The sequence below is a fragment of the Undibacterium sp. Dicai25W genome, assembly GCF_049340505.1.
Classification (GTDB): Bacteria; Pseudomonadota; Gammaproteobacteria; order Burkholderiales; family Burkholderiaceae_D; genus Undibacterium; species Undibacterium jejuense.
In genome coordinates this window covers 159,280-180,183 of sequence record NZ_JBMPOQ010000005.1, presented here as the reverse complement: position 1 = coordinate 180,183, position 20,904 = coordinate 159,280, and the positions used below count along the sequence as shown (strand labels likewise).

At 46.0% G+C, this 20,904-nt stretch carries 21 protein-coding genes; 11 read left to right on the top strand and 10 right to left on the bottom strand.

Going from position 1 to position 20,904, the window contains the following annotated elements; genetic code table 11:
• The 6 genes from ccoP to ACO0KY_RS08235 all read left to right on the top strand — a co-directional run bounded on the left by ccoP (window position 1) and on the right by ACO0KY_RS08235 (window position 5,559).
• Window positions 1–1,011: a cytochrome-c oxidase, cbb3-type subunit III gene (gene ccoP / locus ACO0KY_RS08260; RefSeq protein ID WP_423045204.1), complete on the top strand. Its 1,011-nt coding sequence runs from the start codon at window positions 1–3 to the stop codon at window positions 1,009–1,011.
• 25 nt (window positions 1,012–1,036) lie between these two features.
• Complete coding sequence (gene ccoG / locus ACO0KY_RS08255) at window positions 1,037–2,449, top strand: cytochrome c oxidase accessory protein CcoG (protein WP_423045203.1); 1,413 nt, start codon at window positions 1,037–1,039, stop codon at window positions 2,447–2,449.
• An 8-nt stretch (window positions 2,450–2,457) separates the two neighbouring features.
• Window positions 2,458–2,994: a FixH family protein gene (locus ACO0KY_RS08250; protein ID WP_186914098.1), complete on the top strand. Its 537-nt coding sequence runs from the start codon at window positions 2,458–2,460 to the stop codon at window positions 2,992–2,994.
• A 120-nt stretch (window positions 2,995–3,114) separates the two neighbouring features.
• Window positions 3,115–3,372, top strand: a complete 258-nt coding sequence (locus tag ACO0KY_RS08245; RefSeq protein WP_246447492.1) for a hypothetical protein — start codon at window positions 3,115–3,117, stop codon at window positions 3,370–3,372.
• Window positions 3,373–3,388: 16 nt separating this feature from the next.
• Window positions 3,389–4,792, top strand: coding sequence for an oxygen-independent coproporphyrinogen III oxidase (hemN, locus tag ACO0KY_RS08240; RefSeq protein WP_186914097.1), 1,404 nt, complete (start codon window positions 3,389–3,391; stop codon window positions 4,790–4,792).
• Window positions 4,793–4,794: 2 nt separating this feature from the next.
• Window positions 4,795–5,559: a sulfite exporter TauE/SafE family protein gene (locus ACO0KY_RS08235; RefSeq protein WP_423045202.1), complete on the top strand. Its 765-nt coding sequence runs from the start codon at window positions 4,795–4,797 to the stop codon at window positions 5,557–5,559.
• 42 nt (window positions 5,560–5,601) lie between these two features.
• Here ACO0KY_RS08235 and ACO0KY_RS08230 read toward each other — a convergent pair whose 3' ends face one another.
• From ACO0KY_RS08230 to trpS, 9 genes are all read right to left on the bottom strand, one after another.
• Window positions 5,602–5,943 carry a flagellar basal body rod C-terminal domain-containing protein gene (locus ACO0KY_RS08230; RefSeq protein WP_423045201.1) on the bottom strand — a complete coding sequence of 114 codons (342 nt, stop codon included), beginning with the start codon at window positions 5,941–5,943 and terminating at the stop codon, window positions 5,602–5,604.
• Between the two features lie 198 nt (window positions 5,944–6,141).
• On the bottom strand, window positions 6,142–8,088 hold the full coding sequence (locus tag ACO0KY_RS08225) for an MASE3 domain-containing protein (protein ID WP_423045200.1): 1,947 nt from the start codon (window positions 8,086–8,088) through the stop codon (window positions 6,142–6,144).
• Window positions 8,089–8,267: 179 nt separating this feature from the next.
• The gene (locus ACO0KY_RS08220) at window positions 8,268–9,107 is read right to left on the bottom strand and encodes a universal stress protein (RefSeq protein ID WP_186914093.1); all 840 of its coding nucleotides are present in this window, start codon (window positions 9,105–9,107) and stop codon (window positions 8,268–8,270) included.
• A 123-nt stretch (window positions 9,108–9,230) separates the two neighbouring features.
• On the bottom strand, window positions 9,231–10,115 hold the full coding sequence (locus tag ACO0KY_RS08215) for a helix-turn-helix domain-containing protein (protein WP_423045199.1): 885 nt from the start codon (window positions 10,113–10,115) through the stop codon (window positions 9,231–9,233).
• Between the two features lie 30 nt (window positions 10,116–10,145).
• A complete protein-coding gene (locus ACO0KY_RS08210) occupies window positions 10,146–10,529 on the bottom strand; it encodes a response regulator (protein ID WP_423045198.1) in 384 nt (127 codons plus the stop codon).
• Between the two features lie 223 nt (window positions 10,530–10,752).
• Window positions 10,753–11,394 (bottom strand): response regulator, encoded by a 642-nt coding sequence (locus tag ACO0KY_RS08205; protein WP_186914090.1) that lies wholly within the window; start codon window positions 11,392–11,394, stop codon window positions 10,753–10,755.
• A 214-nt stretch (window positions 11,395–11,608) separates the two neighbouring features.
• Window positions 11,609–12,064: a universal stress protein gene (locus ACO0KY_RS08200; RefSeq protein WP_423045197.1), complete on the bottom strand. Its 456-nt coding sequence runs from the start codon at window positions 12,062–12,064 to the stop codon at window positions 11,609–11,611.
• Between the two features lie 179 nt (window positions 12,065–12,243).
• The gene (locus ACO0KY_RS08195) at window positions 12,244–13,482 is read right to left on the bottom strand and encodes a winged helix-turn-helix domain-containing protein (RefSeq protein ID WP_423045196.1); all 1,239 of its coding nucleotides are present in this window, start codon (window positions 13,480–13,482) and stop codon (window positions 12,244–12,246) included.
• Window positions 13,483–13,599: 117 nt separating this feature from the next.
• Entirely contained in the window at window positions 13,600–14,622 is a 1,023-nt protein-coding gene (gene trpS / locus ACO0KY_RS08190; protein WP_422991576.1) for a tryptophan--tRNA ligase, read from the bottom strand.
• Window positions 14,623–14,930: 308 nt separating this feature from the next.
• Between trpS and hemC the strand changes: the two genes are divergently transcribed.
• The 5 genes from hemC (at window position 14,931) to ppa (ending at window position 19,738) form a co-directional block, all read left to right on the top strand.
• Window positions 14,931–15,821 (top strand): hydroxymethylbilane synthase, encoded by an 891-nt coding sequence (gene hemC / locus ACO0KY_RS08185; protein WP_423045310.1) that lies wholly within the window; start codon window positions 14,931–14,933, stop codon window positions 15,819–15,821.
• A gap of 11 nt (window positions 15,822–15,832) precedes the next feature.
• Entirely contained in the window at window positions 15,833–16,606 is a 774-nt protein-coding gene (locus ACO0KY_RS08180; RefSeq protein ID WP_423045195.1) for a uroporphyrinogen-III synthase, read from the top strand.
• Complete coding sequence (locus tag ACO0KY_RS08175) at window positions 16,603–17,799, top strand: uroporphyrinogen-III C-methyltransferase (RefSeq protein ID WP_423045194.1); 1,197 nt, start codon at window positions 16,603–16,605, stop codon at window positions 17,797–17,799. Before ACO0KY_RS08180 ends, ACO0KY_RS08175 begins: the two co-directional genes overlap by 4 nt.
• 4 nt (window positions 17,800–17,803) lie before the next feature.
• On the top strand, window positions 17,804–19,000 hold the full coding sequence (locus tag ACO0KY_RS08170) for a heme biosynthesis protein HemY (protein WP_423045193.1): 1,197 nt from the start codon (window positions 17,804–17,806) through the stop codon (window positions 18,998–19,000).
• Window positions 19,001–19,201: 201 nt separating this feature from the next.
• Window positions 19,202–19,738 carry an inorganic diphosphatase gene (gene ppa, locus ACO0KY_RS08165; protein WP_186914083.1) on the top strand — a complete coding sequence of 179 codons (537 nt, stop codon included), beginning with the start codon at window positions 19,202–19,204 and terminating at the stop codon, window positions 19,736–19,738.
• A gap of 108 nt (window positions 19,739–19,846) precedes the next feature.
• Here the strand turns inward: ppa and ACO0KY_RS08160 are convergent, their stop codons facing one another.
• Complete coding sequence (locus ACO0KY_RS08160) at window positions 19,847–20,887, bottom strand: serine/threonine protein kinase (protein WP_423045192.1); 1,041 nt, start codon at window positions 20,885–20,887, stop codon at window positions 19,847–19,849.
• Window positions 20,888–20,904: the final 17 nt, after the last annotated feature.

The following is a 20,904-nucleotide window of genomic DNA, read 5'->3' as shown; positions in this document are numbered from 1 at the left end:
ATGGCTGATTTCTTTAGTGAATGGTGGGGAATAGGGATTTCCATCGTTGTTGCCATAAGTATGGTTGCCTGCGTCGTGTTGTTGTGGTCGCAGTCCAAGGTCAAAGTCAAAGTGGGTGCTGACGGAAAACCTTTGCCTGCAGAAACCACAGGTCACGTATGGGATGGTGACTTAATGGAGCAGAATAATCCATTGCCACAATGGTGGAAATGGTTGTTCTATCTGACGATCGCATTTAGCGTGGTTTATCTGATTATTTACCCTGGTTTCGGTGCTCGTCAGGGTACCTTGGGATGGAGTCAGGTAGGGGCCTATGAGAAAGAAATGAAGGACGGCGAGGCGCAATACGGTCCTATCTTTAATAAATTTTTAGCGATGGATATTAAAGATGTAGCTCGTGATCCTCAGGCGCATGAAATTGGTCAGCGTTTGTTCCTGAATAATTGTGCTCAATGCCACGGTTCTGACGCACAGGGTGGTAAAGGTTATCCAAACCTGACAGATAATGATTGGCTGTATGGTGGTGATCCTAAAACGATAGAATTGACTATCACAGAAGGTCGCCACGGCATCATGCCACCAATGGGTGCTGTGGTCGGTACAGATGATGATGTACGTAATGTTGCTAACTACGTGCTGAGTCTCTCCAATTCTGCACATGACCCGATCAAAGCAGCGATTGGTAAGCCAAAATTTGCTGCTTGTGCTGCATGTCATGGCGCTGATGGTAAGGGTAATCAGATGGTTGGTGCGCCTAACCTGACTGATAAGATTTGGTTATATGGTGGCGATATCAATACCATCATGGAAACCATTAACAAAGGCCGTAACAATCAGATGCCAGCACATAAGAGTATCCTGACACCAGGAAAAATTCATTTGTTAGCAGCTTATGTCTGGAGTTTGTCGAATACTGGCAATGCAGCAAGTGTGTCAGATGCGGATACGAATGCCCTGAGGCAAATTACTGCTACTGCGGCGACGCCTGATGCAAGCAATGTTGTGAAGTAAGTTTTATTAAATAAAGAAGCAAACAATGAAGCATATCCCCATTACTCCAGTACCAATTGAAGAGGCAGAGTTAGCCTTATTTGAAGAACGTAAGAAGATTTATCCACGTTCGCAGAAAGGTTGGTTTGCCTCCCGGCGCTGGGTAATGGTGGCTTTGACTCAATTATTGTTTTACGGCACTGTCTGGCTTGGTTGGAATGACAGGCAGGCAGTATTATTTGATTTGGTTGCACGTAAATTTTATATTTTTGGCTTTGTTTTCTGGCCTCAGGATTTTATCTATCTGGCAGTATTGCTGGTCATTTCTGCGCTATCCCTTTTTCTATTTACGGCAATCGCCGGGCGGTTATTTTGTGGTTATGCGTGTCCGCAAACGGTCTACACCGAAATCTTTTTATGGGTGGAGAGCAAGGTTGAGGGCGACAGGAATGCGCGTATCAAACTCGATGCAGGACCTCTGACTGTACACAAGTTTTCTCTCAAATTTATCAAGCATTTCATCTGGCTTATGATAGGCCTGTGGACTGGCTTTACCTTTGTTGGCTATTTCACCCCGATCAGACAATTAGCGAGTGAAATTTTTAGTTTTACACTCGGCCCATGGGAAATATTCTGGCTCTTATTTTATGGCTTTGCGACCTACGGTAATGCCGGCTGGTTGCGTGAACAAGTCTGTAAATACATGTGCCCGTATGCGCGATTCCAAAGTGCGATGTTCGATAAAGATACGCTGATTGTGACGTATGACACAGCACGTGGCGAGCCACGCGGATCACGTAATAAAAAAGTCGACTTCAAAGCCAAAGGACTTGGTTCTTGTGTTGATTGCGGTATTTGTGTTCAAGTTTGCCCTACCGGTATTGATATCCGTAATGGCTTGCAATATGAATGTATTGCATGTGGTTTGTGTATTGATGGTTGTGATCAGGTCATGGATAAGATGGGCTACGAGCCTGGCTTGATTCGTTACACGACTGAACACGCTTTGACGCGAAAATTAGATCAAAAAGCAATGTGGGCGCGTGTTTTCCGCCTCCGTACTTTGATTTATTCTGGAATTTTAGCGCTGATTATTTTGGCGACTGCAGTATCTTTGTTTAATCATATACCGTTAAAAGTCGATGTTATCCGTGACCGCACTATGCCTAAGATTACTGAAATGGGAGCGATCGAAAACGTCTATCGTTTGCAGGTAATGAACACCCAGGAATCAGCGCGCAGATATAGTGTTGAGATTATCGGGTTGCCGGGGGCAACTATCCTGAATAACCCTGTCGTCGAAGTTAAGTCGGCGAATGCGACCGCGGTGCCGATCCGGGTCAGGGTGCCAGCTAATACATTGCAGCCAGGTTCCAACCGCATCCGGTTTGAGATTAAAGATCTGGATGCGCCAGATGTTAAAGTGATAGAAAAAGCAGTATTTTTAGTTCCACGTTAGGAGAAGTAATGGACGCCGTTCTGATTCCGAAGAAAAAAGATAAATGGTATAAAGAGCCATGGTTGCTCCTGGTGGTTGGTGGTCCTGCCGTGGTTGTTTGCGCGAGTATTTTTACAGGTGCCATTGCATTTATGGGCTCCGATAAAGTCGTCGCAGAAGATTATTACAAGCAAGGTTTGACGATTGATAAAGATATCCAGCGCGACGCCAAAGCCAGAGCAATGCAATTGAGCGCGACGCTGAATTTCGATGCTGCCAACAGTAAAATACGCATGCAACTAAGTGGCAAGGGAGAGTTTCCTTCTTCTCTGCAATTAAGCATTGCTCATGCAGCAAATGATGGCATGTCTGTGTCAGAAATCATACGCCGTTTGCCGATGACGCAGGTCAGTCCGGGCGTGTATGAGGGCGACTCAAAACTGATCTCGAATATTTCTTCCAGTTCTGTTAAATTGTTTCATCTCAAGTTGGAAGCCTCTGACTGGAGATTAACAGGCGATTGGTTTGAGCCAGAGCAAAAGGTTGCGCAGCTAAAAGCGTCATAATTGTAGCGCTTCCCTAAGATTTGTTGTCTGAGGGCTTGTGAATAGTGATCCCTGAATGGTCGTGGACCGTCTGGATCGTTTGGCGCGAGTCCTAAATATAATCACTAGAAGGGGACGAGATTGGAACATGCTATTTCTGAACACCGCAAAGCGCATTTGCGACCGATGTTGATGATAGTGCTATGGCCAGCATTTTTAATGGCGTGCGCTGCGACAGGATTGTTTTTTAGTCTCGTTGATCCGATGGAGCTTATCGTGTTGGATGAGCGTCTGCAAATGCATATTTCAGGCGTGTATACGATAGGCTTTTTTGCATTTTGGTTGCTCGGAATTCTTTCTAGTGGATTGACTGCCTTACTCGTACAAAAAGCTCACTAGAATCGAACCAAAACTTATGAATATGCATGAATCAGCTATTTTCCCAGCGATAGAAATACCAGAAGAATTAATTCGCCGTTTTGATTCTTTCGGTCCGAGATACACTTCGTATCCAACCGCTGACCGGTTTCATGCGGAATTCAATGCTGATTCGTACGTTTCTTATCTGAAAGAGCGTGACGGTTTATCCGACAAGCCGCCGCTTTCTTTGTACATCCATATCCCATTTTGCGCTTCGCTTTGCTATTACTGCGCGTGCAATAAGGTGATCACCAAAGATCGTAGTCGCTCAGCAATATATCTGACGTATCTGGAAAAAGAATTAAAACTGGTCACTCAGCATTTGTCACAGCGTGAAAGTCTGAGCCAATTGCACCTGGGTGGCGGTACGCCGACATTTTTGAGTCATGATGAAATGCGTCAACTGATGGCGATGTTACGTCAGCACTTTGATTTTACCAACGACGCCGAGATCTCGATTGAAATTGATCCGCGTACTGTTACTTCAGAGAGTTTGCAAATACTGCAAGAAATTGGCTTTAACCGCACCAGTCTTGGCGTGCAGGATTTTGATCCTGAGGTGCAAAAAGCGGTGCACAGAATTCAAGCGTTTGACATGGTGGCACATACCATCAGCGAGAGTCGTCGTTTTGGCTTTGAGTCTATCAATTTCGATTTGATTTATGGTCTGCCTAAGCAATCTCTTGAGAGTTTTTCCAAGACGCTCGATCAGGTTATTAGTTTATCGCCAGATCGTATTGCCTTATACAACTACGCGCATTTACCGACCCGCTTTAAACCTCAGCGTCGGATTGCGGAGGCGGATTTGCCGAGCGCGGAGCAACGTCTGGAAATTTTCCTGATGTCCTTGCGTCGCTTGCTGGCGGAAGGCTATGTGTATATTGGTCTTGATCATTTTGCAAAACCCGATGACAGTCTGGCAAAAGCAACTTTGGATGGTAGTTTGCACAGAAATTTCCAAGGCTACACCACGCGTTCTGATTGTGATCTGATTGCTCTTGGCTTATCCGCCATTGGCAAGGTGGGCAATTCTTATGTGCAAAATTTGCGAACTCTGGACGAATATTACGCGTGTCTTGATCGGGACATGCTGCCAGTCGAAAAAGGCTTCGATCTGAATCAAGATGATCTGATGCGTCGCCAGATCATTATGGATATGATGTGCAGCACTGGCGTTGATTTTGACTCTGTAGAGAATCAGTACGGTATTTCTTTCCGCGATTATTTTGCCAACGAATTGCAGACGATGGGGGCTTACGCATTGGAAGGCCTCGTAGGGATGACTGACACTGGTATCCGTGTGTTACCGAAAGGGCGATTGTTTGTGCGTGCTTTTGGCATGGCGTTTGACGGTTATCTGGCAAAACAGACTGCGGCCAAATATTCGCGCCTGATTTAATTATGCTGACCCTGCCTCTGGCACTTGCAGCTTTAACCGCCGGTATTGCTGGAGGCGTACACTGTATAGGAATGTGTGGTGGAATTTCGACCTTGTTAAGCAAGGCTGCTATTCGTCAGACTAAAATCATTCCAATTAATATCGCTTCGATCCACAAGCGAAGCAAAGTATCTGACAGCACACGGTCATCATTGTATTTTCAAATGCTATTGCAGTCTGGACGGTTGACAACGTATATGTTGATCGGCGCCATGTTCGGCGGTCTCGGCAGTGCCGGATTGGTGTTTGGCCCTTATTTGCTGGTGCATCAAATCTTATTTATCTTCGGCAATCTCGCTTTGCTGGCGCTGGGTCTAAGGGTTTTGGGATTTAATTTGCATTTTGCATGGCTAAGCAAGATATTCGCTCAATTCCAGCAAAAGCTCTTTGAACGTATGCCTGCACTTAAAAGCGGCGTGCGTTTTCCTTTTTTGACAGGCATGGTTTGGGGCTGTTTGCCATGTGGTTTGCTCTACAGCGTGATCCCTTTCGCACTTTTGTCGGGGGATTGGTTTGCAGGTGCAATGTTGATGCTTTTGTTCGGGCTAAGTGCCTTGCCGCATCTGTTGCTGAGTCAGGGTATTTTTGCCTTTGCCAGTGAGCGTAAAGCCCCCGCCTGGCTAAGAAATGCGGGTGGGGTGAGTTTGATAGGTTTAGGCTTGATAGGCTTGTGGTATTTTGATATGAAGCAGATGCCTGCCTTTTTATGCGTAATGCCAGCGACGTGATAGAGGTCGCCTTTCGAATGAATAAAAATTTCAGACTGAGCTTCAGGCCTTGATGTTTAGTAATGTCCCCAAAACCTGATCGGCAGTTTTTACTACCTGGGCATTCAAGTCAAAACCAGCTTTGTATTGGATAGAATTAACGGTTTCCGTGGTCAAATCAGTCCCGCTAGACGCATTAGCATCGGCATTAGAATTGGCAGAGGCGGCAGCACCCGCTTTGCTGATATTGACACTCACACCACCCGTGGTTCCTTGTTGGAAATTAGCGACTTCAGGTGTGTATCCATTAGTGCTTGCATTGGCGATATTATTTGCCGAACTGTCGAGTGCTGTGCTGTTGGCGATTAAGCCTGATAAGCCACTGCTTAATGATGAAATTGACATAATAAACTCCTGCAGACAGGGTGAACACGTTGTTTGCTAACGGGAAGCATATACCGTTTCTTTCAGTATTGCGCCCATTTTTTTGTAATAGCAGGTCGAGACGGGGGGAATTCAAGTTACCACAAGCGTCGCTGCAGAATCAATGGTGTTTAAGGTAAGAGATTGTCTTGACCGAATGATAATGAACCCGAGCTGAGTTTAGGTTTCCTGTTCTAAAGGTAATGTGATTTTCAATGTTGTTCCTTCTATATTATTGCTAACAACATGAAATTCTCCGTGCATCGCCTTGACGCGCTCGCGCATGCCAACTAAACCGAAGGATTGCGTTTTTTGCATGTCTTGATCATCAATCCCTTTGCCGTTATCGCTGATAGTAAAACTTAATTTGTCACTGGAATGATGAAATTCGATTTGTACATAGTTTGCTTCTGCGTGGCGCGCAACATTGGTCAGCGACTCCTGGATAATGCGGTAAATCGCCGTACTACGGTCATCGTCCAGGATTAAATGTTTTTCATCGGCAACCAGTTCACATTCAATCTTATGCCGTTGGGAAAAATCTTTTTGTAAGGTCTTTAAGGCAAAAAATAATCCACCTTCATCTAGCGCCCGTGGTCGCAGATCGGTTGCAATACGGCGCAGCGTTGTGATCGCGCTTAAGATCAGTTGATCCATGCTCTTCATGGTTTGTTGATTGTTTTCTATGAGCTGACGATCTCTTTGCAGTAAAGAGAGATCCATGCGTAAGGCTGCTAACAGTTGCCCTAGATCGTCATGTAACTCGCGCGCAATATGCTTGCGTTCTTCTTCACGTATGGTTTGTAGCGTATTCGATAGCTGGCTCAATTGCGTGTGGTAGGCTGCCATTTTTTCTCTGGCAATTTTGCGATCAGTAATGTCGCGGAAAATGACGGTGTAATAACGCTTACCATTTTCTAATTGATGGGCAATCGATGCCTCGATCGGAAATTCATTGCCGTCCGCTTTGCAGCCGGTGACATAAAAGTCTTCATAATGCGTTCCCATTTTGCGTCGTGTTGTACCGGCTTCGCCAAATTCGCGCATATGATTGCCATGGCTATGACGATGGCGCATAGGAATTAAGTTGTCTAGTGGCGCACCGATCAGACTATCTGCCTGATAGCCAAAAATCGCGGCAGCGGCAGGATTAGCGAGGATGATAATTTGCTGTTCATCTACGGTGATGATGCCGTCAATTGCCGTATCGATCATGCGGCTGAGACGTTCTCGTTGCAGAGTTAATTCATTACTAGAGCTGACCAGGCTTTCGGTTGTTTCGGCTAATGCAGAATATGGAGTATGGATATTCACTGCGACCATACTGCGGTAGATGGCAATTGCCGCGAACAATTGAAATGTGTGGCCAATTGCAATATCGATATCACTGGTCGATGAATACAGTGAGAAATAGACTTCCGACATCGCCATTAAAGCACTGGCAAAAAATAATGGCGCACGTTCTATATGCAAGTGCTCAGCAGTTTTGTCTGATTGAAAGCGAACTGCATGTTGATAGAATAAAAACGCGGTCAGTGTATTGACTGCTACCAGACCCATTTCATAAGCGATTTTGAAGGTGGTTTGCCCGGCTGTTGCGCTGAATGTGAGTGGCACTAAGTGCGGTGCGTTAAAAATAACGACCGCAAGCAATATCGTGCAGATCGTGCCAATGAATAAAATAGAATACGACTGCTTCTTGCTGACATCAGAATCAGTAGGGTCTAAAGCCAGTCCCAGTAGGGTTATTGCAATTAAAGTGCGTGATGCTAGCCAGAAGCTTAGCGATTTATGCATGTCGACGGCTGTTTCAAAGCCAGGCATTCCTTGAAAGCTAACGGAATGAAAAAAGCCGAGTATCGCAGTGCATAAAAACGCGATTGCCAAAATAGTGCTACTTTTTTTTCTCGATTCACCAAACGCATTCCAGCAAACAATAAAGACTGAAGCGAATATAACGATCGTGACCGTTTCTAAAAAGGTATGTAGTGGAAGTGGTTGAGCTAGTCTGAACGTCGATAATAGTGCTTGGTTAGCCCAGAAAAGACATGAAATGAGGAAGAAGGCTGCAACCAGCCAGCGTGCCAGCAATATTCGATGGGTAGGGTTTGTAGTCGACAAGGACATGCACATTTTAATTTGGTGAAGTGATGTATGTATTTTAACGGCAAACGATGACAAAATTTCTGCTTATCATTGAACTTGATTCAACGCAAAAAAGGGTACCCACCGCATGGAGTACCCTTTCAATGATGCTGCAATGTTATGGCGATTCGTTGTCGCCAGAGTTTGCAACACCTATTCTTTTAGTGCGACATGAAGACTGGTACCGTCATACTTTCCAATATCGTTCTGGTGACGCCGCCCATAATCATTTCTCTGAAGCGCGAATGGCCATAACCGCCCATCACGATCATATCGCTGTCCAGATCATGCGCTAAAGAGAGTAGAGCATTTCCGATATCAGTAGACGTTTTATGGACCGATACCTCAACTTTGATACCGTGTCTTGCCAGGTACAGTGCAATATCGGCGCCAGGTTGCTCGCCATGTGCATCTGGTGTCGATTTTGTATTGAAAATAGCAACCTGTACTAAATCAGCTTTTTTGAGTAAGGGAATTGCATCCGTCACTGCTCTGGTCGCTTCGCGGCTGGCATCCCATGAAATTAATGGGCGTTTTGCGACTGAGTGAAAGTCACCTGCATACGGAATGATTAATGCTGGTCGACCAGAATTCATGACGATGTATTCAGGAAAATCTGGCAACACTGAAGGTGATGGTTCATCGCGATTTGTTTGGCCTACGATCACCAGATCGCTATACCTGGCTTGCAAACCGATACCGCCGCCAGCTTCATCATTGGCAATTGATGACTCGTATGAGCGGACGCCGATGTGATCCACCATTTTATTGAATTCGTCGATTGCTTTTTCTGCGCGCTCACGCAGAAAATTCAAATGGATAGTCAGGTTAGGGTCGCTGGCACTGATGTTGCCATCCTGGTAAATAAAGCGCGATACACCAGTAACAGCTGTACCAATCAGGTGTGCGTCTTCTGTGCATGCGATTTCAGCAGCAAATTTCACTCTCAGGCTAGAGCGATCAGATTCATCTACGTGGACAAGTATGGTTTTGTATGACATGAGTTGCTCCTGGATATAAAGCAGGGCTGTGCCTCATGGCACCATACATGCCCCGCAGATGATTATGAACCTATCGACAATACTTTGATACGTCTTTTTTGCAATACGTTGACTGAATCAAATTCAGGCCGCGACTGCAGCGTCCGCGCTCCATTGTGGCATGAGTTTTTTGCTGACCAGGGTGGAAACTTTTTCGCTGACTTTGCTGCGTGCTTTTGTTGGTGGCAGGCGACGCAGCGTTTTGAGTGTCGCTGGGTCGAGCAGGCAAATTTCACGTTGTTCGACGCTGATTAAGCCCATTTCATTGAAAGCAGACAAAGTGCGGCTCACGGTTTCTAGTGTTAATCCGAGGTAACTGCCAATTTCATGACGTGTCATACGCAAATTGAAAGAGCGACCGGAGTAACCCAATTGGCTGAAGCGATCGCCCAGATTAGTCAAAAAGCGAGCAACCTTGGCTTCTGCGCTCAGGGCGCTCAACATACCGATCATCAATTGTTCGCGCACCAGTTCACGGCTCATGACGCTGAACATTGCATGTTCCAATTCCGCATAAGTGTGTCCCAAGGCAGTAAAAATCTTGTAAGGCAACAAAATGATATCGCAGTCAGAAAGAGCCACTGCTTCCGAAGCGTGGTGTTGGTTATGAATGCCGTCGATACCGAGTAAATCACCTTTCATAGGGAAGCTCAACACTTGTTCATTGCCGTATTCATCAATCAGCACCGTTTTCAAAAAGCCAGAATTGACGATGTACAGCGTGTCAAAGCTTTGACCGATAGTGTGGATTCGTTGACCTGCTTTAAAGCGAACATGTTGAAACAAAACCTCCTCTTCAACAGAGCTCACAGGCGCTGCAATGTGCAGTAAATCACACACTTCACGCAAGTTTGACCATAAATTGCCGTGGCAGCGCCAGCCAGCTTCATTGATGTTAGCAGACAGGATCGCCTTGCTTGCTTGGTTGCTCAAGCTTGATGGGCGGGATGAAAGCGCTGCTGTAGTCATGTGAGTCTCCAGAGGGTAAGATTTAAAATATTAAATATGTTGATTCGAAAAATTCGGTGCTTGCCAACGGTTCAAAAATCCTGGTATTAACTGAAAGTCAGTCGATTTATCTAAAAAACCATCAGCACCGGCGCGCATTGCATGTTCGCGATTATCTTCAGTGGAGTGGTTGGTTAAAACGACAACTTTTACTTCAGGTTTTTTTTGCTTGATGTTTTTGAGTAACTGCAATCCATTACCTTCGCCGAGTTGGAGATCCAAAATAATGGCGTCAGTGTCGGTATTGATGACTCTCTCAAGTGCGGATTCAACATCGCCAGACACGCCGATGACATGGATTCCTGGTACTTCTTCAACGAACCGGATAAGCCGGTTCTGAATCAGTACAGAGTCTTCGACAATAAATAAATTCATGATGCTGTTGATGTTGAACACCGCTTTGTTTGCATGTGTTCATTATGCTGAATCGGTGTATTGATTTAAATCAGGGGTTGCTGATTTGATCTATCGGATTTAAAGCGGTCGTTGTAGGAGTTTTCCTACAAAATGTGGCGTTTTCTGGGAGAAAATGCTGAGGCGTCGGGCGTGTAGCCTTTGCCTCGATGGAAAAATGCAGAGTAACGGGGTGGAACAGGGGTCAGGCGTTTGGCGTCAGCAGGTGGTGGGCAACTGCATATTGAACCAGATCAGACATATTATTCATGTTCATTTTTTGCATGATCCGCATTTTGTGTGTGCTGACAGTTTTAACGCTGAGATGAAGTAAATCGCCAATTTCGGTAATGGTTTTGCCTTTGGCAAGATGGCAGAATACTTCAAATTCACGGTCTGATAGGCTGATGTGCGGCAGATTATCGTCGGCGGGCATGGCATTCATCGCTAATTGCTCGGCGACTTCAATGCTGATATAGGGGCGACCGGATGCTACTTTACGTAAAGCTGTCACCAATTGTGTTCCAGCGCTCTCTTTGGTCAGATAACCACGTGCACCAGCACGAATAGCGCGCACAGCATATTGCTCTTCCTCATGCATGGTTAAGATTAAAATCGGCAGCTTAGGGAATTCATCTTTGATCTGGCGGATTAAATCAACACCGCTGCGACCTGGCATAGACAAATCCATCAATAAAACGTCAAAAGTTACGCTTCTGACCTTTTCTAAGGTATCAAAGCCATCGACTGCTTCCGCTACAACTTGAATGTCATCATTGCCATCAAGAATGCGTTTTAAGCCTTCGCGCATGATGGTGTGGTCATCGGCAATCAGAATACGAATCATTGAATTGGTACTAAGTAAAGTTTCATTGCAAGGCTGCAAGGCTTTTACTATTGTACTGTACAAGACCGACTGTCGTATGCGTATCGTGGTAAAAATTCCAATTTGGAGGACGGCGTCAAATTTCGCGGCAGAGTGATGGCTGCTCGCAATGGTTGATGCCGCGTCTTCGTTGTTTTGTTAATCTAAGGCAGCAGTAGGGCTCCTTGCGCCAATTTCAATGAACTTTCGTTCTGTGTACCAGCACAGGAATGCAGCATAAAGACAGAACTTTGGTGGTTGTACTGCCTAATAATAAGTTGCCTACGCCGCTGCGTCCGTGAGATCCCATGAAAATCAAATCGCAACCATAGAGTTTTGCAGTGTGGACGATTTCTTTTGCAGGGGAATCGTTGAATTGCACGATGCTTTCAAAAGCGATTCCTGCTTGTTTCGCTGCCTCTTTGGCAGGTTCTAAATAGGTTTGACCAAAATTGCGCATTGCAGCTTGGTATTCTTCTTCTGTTGGCGTATTGGGTGGAATAATGTCGATATAAATTGGATATTGGTAGTTGCTGGCAACGAATACGGCAACCACTTTTGCGTTGATTTGTTTGGCAAATTCAATCCCGGCATGAATGGTGGCATTCGCCAGTTCCGAGCCGTCCGTTGGTAGGAGAATTTTGGTGTACATACAATGTCCTTTCAAAATAGCGTGGTCTTGATGAGGTCATCATGCGCTATTCAGTTTAGTGTCTGTTTGATAAAGAACAAATGTTTTGTCTTCAGGGTCGATGTAATCCATCAACTCTGGATTTGTGCCAAACTAATGTGGCTAAAAAGTGCTTTGAATTCACTCATCAAACAAAGCAATTAACTAAACAAAGCAATTAACTGTTTTTTGATCGCGGCTGTTGGTGCGGTGGTGATACTAATACGCTCGCACTGATGCCACTTCGCAAATTTATTTAACACGTTCGCCAGGTCTTGCAATAAAGCGGCGCTGACGCGTGTTTCCGGTTCCAGATGCAGGGATTTGATTTCCATGATCTTTGTTTGTCGATGGGCTTTAGCATCGATGCGACCTATGAGTTTACCGTGACGCAGGATGGGGAGACAGAAATAGCCGTATTGGCGTTTTTCGGCTGGTGTGTAGCATTCTAAGCGGTATTTAAAGTCGAATAACTCTGAGGCGCGTTTTCGATCCCAGACGACCGGGTCGAAGGGTGATAAGAGGCGCACGTTGGAGGTTTTTAGCTTGTTGTCGGCGGCGAGTTCTAACGCGGCTAAGTGGTTTGGGTGCACATAAATTGTTTGATCCCAGCCGGCGATTTGAGCTTTGATTAATTCACCTTTTTGCGCCAGTGTCTCAGGGTGGCAGTCTATAGAGATTTTTTTCATTCGAAAATAATCAGCGACCCAGCTTGCTTTGGCTATGCCTAAGGCTTTGACTGCATTTAACACTTTATGGCGTTCACTTTCCTGAGGTTCTGGTAGGTGAAGTTCATCATTCCAGGATGCATGTACCCGTTCAGTCAGATCGTAAAAGCGCTGAAAGTGATGACGCCGTGCCACCATCAGTTTACCGCTGGTAAAGAGGACTTCCAAAGAACGTTTTTCTGGTTTCCAGCCCCACCATCCTTTGGCTTTATTTGCCTCGCTTTCTGGTCGCTCAAAATCGATCGAGCGTACTGCACCGTGTTTGGCAATGTGCTGATGTAGTTTTTGTATTTCGTCTGCATGTGAAGCCAGCCATTGATGATTAAATTTCCAGCCTAAGTTTTCTGGATTCAACATCTGGCGACGATAATGCCCAAAATCTTCAATGGGTAAAAAGCAAGCTTCGTGCGACCAGTATTCGAATAATTTTCCTTCTGAGAGAAGCTCATCTAGCCACTCAGACTGGTAATTGCCCAGACGGCTCCAAAGTACGAGATAGGGGCTGCGCGCAACCACGTTGATGGTGTCGATTTGAAGTGCGTGCATGTCGCGTATGCAGCGCAGAACATCTTGTTTGTTAGTCTCTTTTTTTGGACTACTAAGCAGTTGTTGGGCATGCAAATGCAACGCTCGGGCAGCAGGGAGGCTGAGATGGTAATCTGCTTTCTTCATATCATGATCCTTGCTGTGCGATGAAAAATAAACCGTAGAAAAAATTTTGCCTCAAACGATACCAAAATGGCGTTCGTTTGAGGCAAGAGTTGTTTTATTTGAAATTACAGTGTCGGTTTAAAAATGTTTCAAACCAATCGCCGCTTTTACTTCATCCGTGGTTTGTGCCGCGATTTCGCGTGCTTTACGCGTGCCTTCTTTCAGCATTTGTAAAACCTGACCGCGGTCTTTAGCGAACTCTTCTCTGCGTTCGCGGATTGGTGTGATCAGGTCGTGCAATACGCCTTCCAGTCGTGCTTTGACGACGCTATCGCCGAGACCGCCGCGCACATAATGGTCTTTCATGGCTTGCAAGCCTTCTTTGTCCTGATCAAATGCGTCGAGGTAGATAAAGGCGACGTTGCCTTCCAGGTGGCCAGGATCGGCAACACGCAAATGCAATGGGTCAGTGTAGACATTCTTCACTGCCGCTTTGATTTCGGCTGCGCTGGCACCAAGATTGATGCTGTTGCCCAATGATTTGCTCATTTTGGCTTTGCCATCGATACCTGGCAAACGACCAATTTCTGGCACCAATGCCTGGCATTCCACCAGAATATCCTTGTTCACAAGGCGATTAAAGCGGCGCACGATCTCATTGGTTTGTTCTATCATCGGGATCTGATCTTCACCGACGGGTACCAAACTCGCCTTAAAAGCGGTGATATCCGCTGCCTGGCTGACCGGGTAAGTCAAAAAGCCAGCTGGAATATCGCGCTCAAAATTTCTTAAGATGATTTCTTGTTTGATGGTCGGATTGCGCTCCAGACGCGCAACTGACACCAAATTCAAGTAATAAAACGTCAGTTCTGTCAGTTCAGGAATTTGCGATTGAATAAAAATCGTCGATTTGGCAGGATCGATACCGACCGCCAGATAATCGAGGGCAACTTCCAGAACGTTGTTATGAACTTTGGCCGGATCGTCCATGTTGTCAGTCAAAGCTTGAGCATCAGCCAGCATGATGTACTGTTGGTATTGGTGCTGGTATTTGACGCGATTGCGAAGGCTGCCAACAAAGTGACCTAAGTGGAGCGGGCCAGTTGGACGGTCACCTGTCAATATCAGGTGGTTTTTGTTTTCCGGGGTGCTTGCTTGCATAGAGGGTCCATTGCTTTCATGCGTAAAAAAATGCCGCGCAATTTTGGCGGCATCTTGAAAATCTGCGTCTAAATAAGACACTATGATGCCGTTACTAAAGAATATGTGTCAAGTTTGAAGAGATTCCTCAAAAAGTCTGTGAATTTTACCGCGTCTTGTCGATAGAATCATGAATCTGGAATGGTAAAATGAGTGCCAATCTGATGGTCAGGCACAGTGTTGCCATTTACGTAAATAGAAAGAGTTATATTTTGACTGCCGTTGCTCCCCAAAAATTGATTATTGCCTCACGCGAAAGCCGTCTTGCTATGTGGCAGGCGGAACATGTTCGGGATCGTCTGGCCGCTTTGTATCCTGACTGTGTGATTGAAATCCTGGGGATGACGACACGCGGCGATCAAATTTTGGACCGTGCTCTATCTAAAGTTGGTGGTAAGGGCTTATTTGTCAAAGAATTAGAAGTCGCGATGGCCGATGGTGCGGCAGATCTGGCAGTGCACTCGCTCAAAGACGTGCCCATGGATTTGCCAGAGGGTTTTGCGTTGGCAGCCGTATTGGAACGTGAAGATCCGCGCGATGCGTTTGTGTCGAACGATTATGCTTCTCTAGACACTCTGCCGCATGGTGCGGTAGTGGGTACTAGTAGTTTGCGCAGACAAGCTCTGATTTCGGCTCGCTTCCCGCATCTGGTGATCAAACCTTTGCGCGGTAATCTCGATACCCGTTTGCGTAAGCTAGATGAGGGTGAATATGCTGCCATTATTCTGGCTGCAGCTGGTCTTAAGCGTTTGGGTTTGCCGCAACGTATTCGCGCTTATCTTGAGCCTGAACAAAGCTTACCAGCTGCCGGGCAAGGTGCTATGGCTATTGAAATCCCTGGCAATCGCCCGGAGTTGGCGGCTTGGTTGGCACCTTTAAATCATCAGGCAACGGCGCAGGCAGTTCACGCTGAACGTACTGTGTCTAAGGTGTTTGGTGGTAGTTGTCAGATTCCTTTGGCTGCATTCGCTGTCGTCGATGGCGACAATATGCATTTGCGTGCGATGGTGGCGACCCCTGACGGTACGCGCGTCGCCCATACTGAAATTACAGGTGAAGCCAAACAAGGTATAGCGCTCGCGCTTAAGGCGGCAGAAGCATTATCTGCACAGGATGCGGAAGGCATTTTGGCTGTGTGTAAAGCACAGGCGCAGGAATAATTGGGCACCCGATGCAGGCGAAAAAGGTCATCATCACCAGGCCGTTAGCGCAAGCCAGGGATTTTGCTGTTAAAGTGAATCAAATCGGCAGAGAGTCGGTTTTATTTCCGTTGATTGACATTCATAGTCTGTCAGATCAAACGCTGATTCGTAAAGCAGTTCATGAATTGGCTGAATTTGCGTTGGTCGTCTTTGTCAGTCCGAATGCAATTGATGCTTTTTTTCAGCATGTGATTACCTGGCCAATTGATGTTCCGATTGCAGTGATGGGGGCGGGAAGTCGTCTCGCGTTGTCACAACATGGGCTCACTGAGCAAAATGCAAGCATCATTAGTCCGGCCAATCGACTGAAGACTGACTCGGAAACCTTGCTGGAAGTTTTGGATGTGGCATCACTCGCGGGTAAAAAAGTGTTGATCGTGCGCGGAACTGACGGGCGGGATTTTTTATCTGATGCTTTAAGGTCGTTCGGCGCAGAAGTGATATTGTTATCGGCGTATCAGAGATGCGCACCTGAATTCGATGATCAAAAGAAAGCCGAATTAATCCATTTGCTGGAGGCTGATCATCAGTGGGTCGTCACGAGTTCTGAAGCACTAAGAACCTTGATGAACTGGTGTGTTCAGCTTGAAATAAGTAAAATCGTGGCAAAACTGCAACATCAAACTATTATCGTTCCTCATGCTCGTATTGCAGAAGTTGCGCAACAGATGGGGTTTCATTTCATCACTTTGACAGCATCAGGCGACGAAAATGTGCTGGTCGCGTTACAATCTCACGTATGAATGAACAGCAAATAAATTCTGGCGCCACTGCGCCTACATCAAGCGCTGGACAGCCTGCTATGCAGACTGCAGCTACTCCTGTGCAAGTTGTCGTCAAAGAGGCCAATTGGACCCAACCAGCTTATCTGCTGTCCGGCGTTCTGGCGGTTCTTCTGGCTGCCAACTGGTGGTCTTCACAAAATCAGATTAGTGCATTACGCGAAGAGGTTGCACGGCGCCTGTTGTCAGCTGATACGACTAGCAGTGAAACCAAAATTCTGGCGAAAAACGTCCAGGAGACGACAAAAGAAATCCAGACCAAAGTCATTTTGCTCGAAGGTAAGCAGTCTGAGGCGCAAAGCCAGCAATTGGCGTTGGAACAGTTATACCAGGATTTATCAAAAAATCGTGACGAATGGGCTTTGGCAGAAATTGAGCAAGTACTATCGACTGCTAGCCAACAATTGCAATTGGCTGGTAACGTACCTGGTGCCTTGATCGCGTTGCAAAATGCAGATAGCCGTCTGGCAAAATCGGACAAACCACAATTCATCACGATTCGTCGGGCAATTGCAAAAGATATTGAGAAGCTCAAGGCTTTACCTTCATTGGATTTGCCAGGTATCGCGCTGCGTTTAGATAGTGTGATTGCACAAGTGGATCGTATGCCGCTATGGGTGGACGAGAAATCGGTAGTAACGGCGACGCCACCAAAAGCGCCTCTGAGGGTATTGTCAAAATCTCAGAATGCGCATGGTTCGGATAAAACGGATAAGTCAGGTAAATCAGCTAAATCTGTTGCTAACTCTGACGAGGATGTCGGCGATGTAACCTGGTCGATGCGTATGCAAGATGCGTGGCAGAGTTTTTCTAGCGAGATGTGGGGCGAGGTCAAGCAGCTCGTACGGATCCGTAATGTAGAGACGCCGGATGCCTTGTTGTTGACACCAACGCAGTCTTATTTCGCTCGTGAAAATTTAAAACTGCGTCTTTTAAATGCGCGTCTTGCCTTGTTGTCGCGAAATGAAACCGTATTCCGCAGCGATATTAATGCGGCTCAGGATGCGGTCGCGAAATATTTTGATACTCGCGCAAAACAAACGCAGACGGTGCAGGCCTTGTTGGTGCAGGTCCAGGGAAGTAACTTGTCGATAGAAATGCCAAGTTTGTCTGAGAGTCTGAATGCAGTACGTAACTACAAAGTGAAGCCTTAAGAGTATGAGAATTTTTATCCGGCTTCTTATTCTGTTTGCGCTCGCTGTTGGCCTGGCAATTGGTGCGCGGTTTAATCCTGGAAACGTGGTTCTGTTTTTTCCGCCTTACAGGATAGATTTATCCTTAAATCTGTTTTTGTTTTCACTGCTGGTGCTATTCGTCGTCATCTATTTCATTATGGGTGCAATCGTAACTGCCAGAAAAATGCCTAAAAAAGTGGCGGCTTATCGTCAGGGTAAGCGCGAGCGCGATGGCAATAAGGCGTTGCGTGAAGCACTCAAGACTTTGTTTGAAGGGCGTTTTGGCTATGCTGAAAAAGCGGCGATCCGTGCTTCCGAGTTGCCAGAGAACGTTGGGGTTGCTGCGTTAATTGGTGCGCGTGCGGCCCACCACATGAGTCAATTTGAACGACGTGATGCGTGGTTGTCAGGGATAGAATTTGATCAAACTTACAAAGTGGCACGTCTCGTCACATCGACGGAATTGCTGGTCGATCAGCATCAATCCGAAAAAGCGCTGGAGGCTGTACGTGAGTTGCATTTGAACGGTAGTCGTCATATCCAGGTATTACGCTGGGCATTGAAAGCCAATCAGCAAGCACGTAAATGGCCTGAAGTATTGAAGCTGGTTCGTACTTTGGATAAGCACCACGCCTTGCATCCGACGCTTTCTACTCGCTTAAAAGAATTGGCCTACGAAGATCTGTTGAAGGATCATGGGCATGATGCTGAGTCCATCCGTCGTGTTTGGTATGGCATTCCCGCTAATGACAGGATATCCGCGTTTGTCGCTTATCAGGCGGCGGTTGCCTTCAATGCCCGTGGTTTGTTTGATGATGCACGTGGTATCGTTGAAAAGGCCTTGGCGGAAGAGTGGGATGATCGTTTGTTGAGAGCATACCGTGATGCTGCCGCGTCGGAAGGTTCTGCGGCTTTACTTTCGCAAATTGATCATTGCGAAAAATGGACTAACGAGCATCCGACAGATCCAGAGCTTGCACTGACGCTTGGTGTTTTGTGCTTGCGTCAAAAATTATGGGGCAAGGCGCAACGTCACATGGAGCAGGCGTTATCTGATGCCGTGTCTGCCGTCACTGTGCGCGAAGCAAATCTGAAGCTGGCACAGTTGCACGAAGCGATAGGTCAGGAAACCGAGGCGGCGTATCATTACCGTCAATGTGCAATTGCCACTACGCTATAAATCTTTTCGATAAACCGTTTTGTGTGGTTTCAGTTGGTTCTGAAACCACATCTTGCTTGTTGGAATCATCTTTTCGGCAACATTGCCGAAGTCTTAATTCTGACCAGTTCTTGTTTTGCAATGCACAATTCTGCAAAAAAGTCGATATAATCTCGCATAAACAAAATTGGCACTTCTTGAAATTTACTGAGAAAGAGTAACATGAGCTTGAATAAAGTTTCCGCAGGTCGCGATGTACCTAATGATTTTAATGTCATTATTGAAATCCCAATGAATGCCGATCCGATCAAATACGAAGTTGATAAAGAATCTGGTGCGATTTTTGTTGACCGTTTTATGGGTACAGCAATGCATTACCCATGCAACTATGGTTATGTGCCTCAAACTATCGCTGGTGATGGTGATCCTGTGGACGTGTTGGTGATTACACCATTCCCATTGATTCCTGGTGTTGTTGTTCGTTGCCGTCCTATCGGCGTGCTGAACATGACAGACGAAGGCGGTGAAGATGCGAAAGTATTGGCTGTTCCTGTCGATAAAATTTTGCCTATTTACACACACTGGCAAAAACCAGAAGACATGAACGAATTGCGTTTGCGTCAGATCCAGCATTTCTTTGAGCACTATAAAGATCTGGAAAAAGGCAAATGGGTTAAAGTTGAAGGCTGGGGCGGTCCAGAAGATGCGAAAAAAGAAATCCTCGCTGGTATTGAAAACTTCAAAAAACACGCAGAATAAGAATTCTGATGTAGCAGTAAAAAACGCGATCTATGGATCGCGTTTTTTTATGAATAAATCATTTCTTATTTAGTAACTGCGTACTTTGATAGCGTAATTAGCCCGCGCTCAATGAACGAATTTTGAGATTACAATCGCACCAATGGCAACGATGACCGCGGCGCCACTTAACAAAAGCAGGGAGTTAATTCCTTCTTTCTTTTTTTCATTGCGCTCTGGTGCAGCTTTTGTTCTGCCGCCTTTTTGTTTGAGTTTTCTGTCTCTTTCCAAGAAGCGGTACAGGGCTTGCGACATTTCTTCCGTACTTTGGTAGCGCAGCGTCAAATCTTTTTGCATCGCTTTTGTCACGATTTTAGATAAAGACTCAGGTATGCCAGAGTTGATCTCGCTTGGCGATTTAGGTGATTTATTGGCGATCTGATGAAGCAATTTATCTATGTCATTGCTTTGGAATGGCTTTTGCCCAGTCAGCATTTCATACATCACTGCACCAAGTGAGTAGACATCGGTCAACGCAGTCACTTGTTTTCCCATCGCCTGTTCAGGTGACATGTAATTTGGCGTCCCGAGAACATTGTTGTTGAACAGGGTCACGTCTGCCGGGCGGTTTTCATCAATCAGGCGGTTTGGTGCTCGTGCGATGCCAAAATCAACCACTTTGGGATGATTATTCGGCAAGATAAAGATATTGCCCGGTTTGATGTCACGGTGAATGACCCCATTGGCATGTGCAACGGTCAGTGCATCGGCGATTTTCTGGATAATTATTGCTGTTTCTATAATATCAAAGCTTTTCCCTGTTGCTAGCATCTGACGCAGATCTTGGCCGGGCAAAAATTCCATGGCAATAAAGGTCGTGCCGCCTTCGCTGGAAGCATCAAAAATGGTTACGATGCTGGGGTGAGACAGTCTGCCCGCTGCACGCGCCTCATTAATGAACTGTTGTTCCCTTTGCTTTCTGTCAGCTGCATTGGGGATGGTGTTGAGGATTTTTATTGCAACGTCACGGTCAATTACAGGATCGTGTCCACGAAATACTGTGCCATTTGAACCCACCCCTAGTTTTTCAGTCAGGTAAAAACGACCTACCCGTTTATTTAGTGGGCTAGCCGAGGGTTGGGATGCTGGATTTGTAATATTATTTTGCATCTCATCAGGATGCCTTG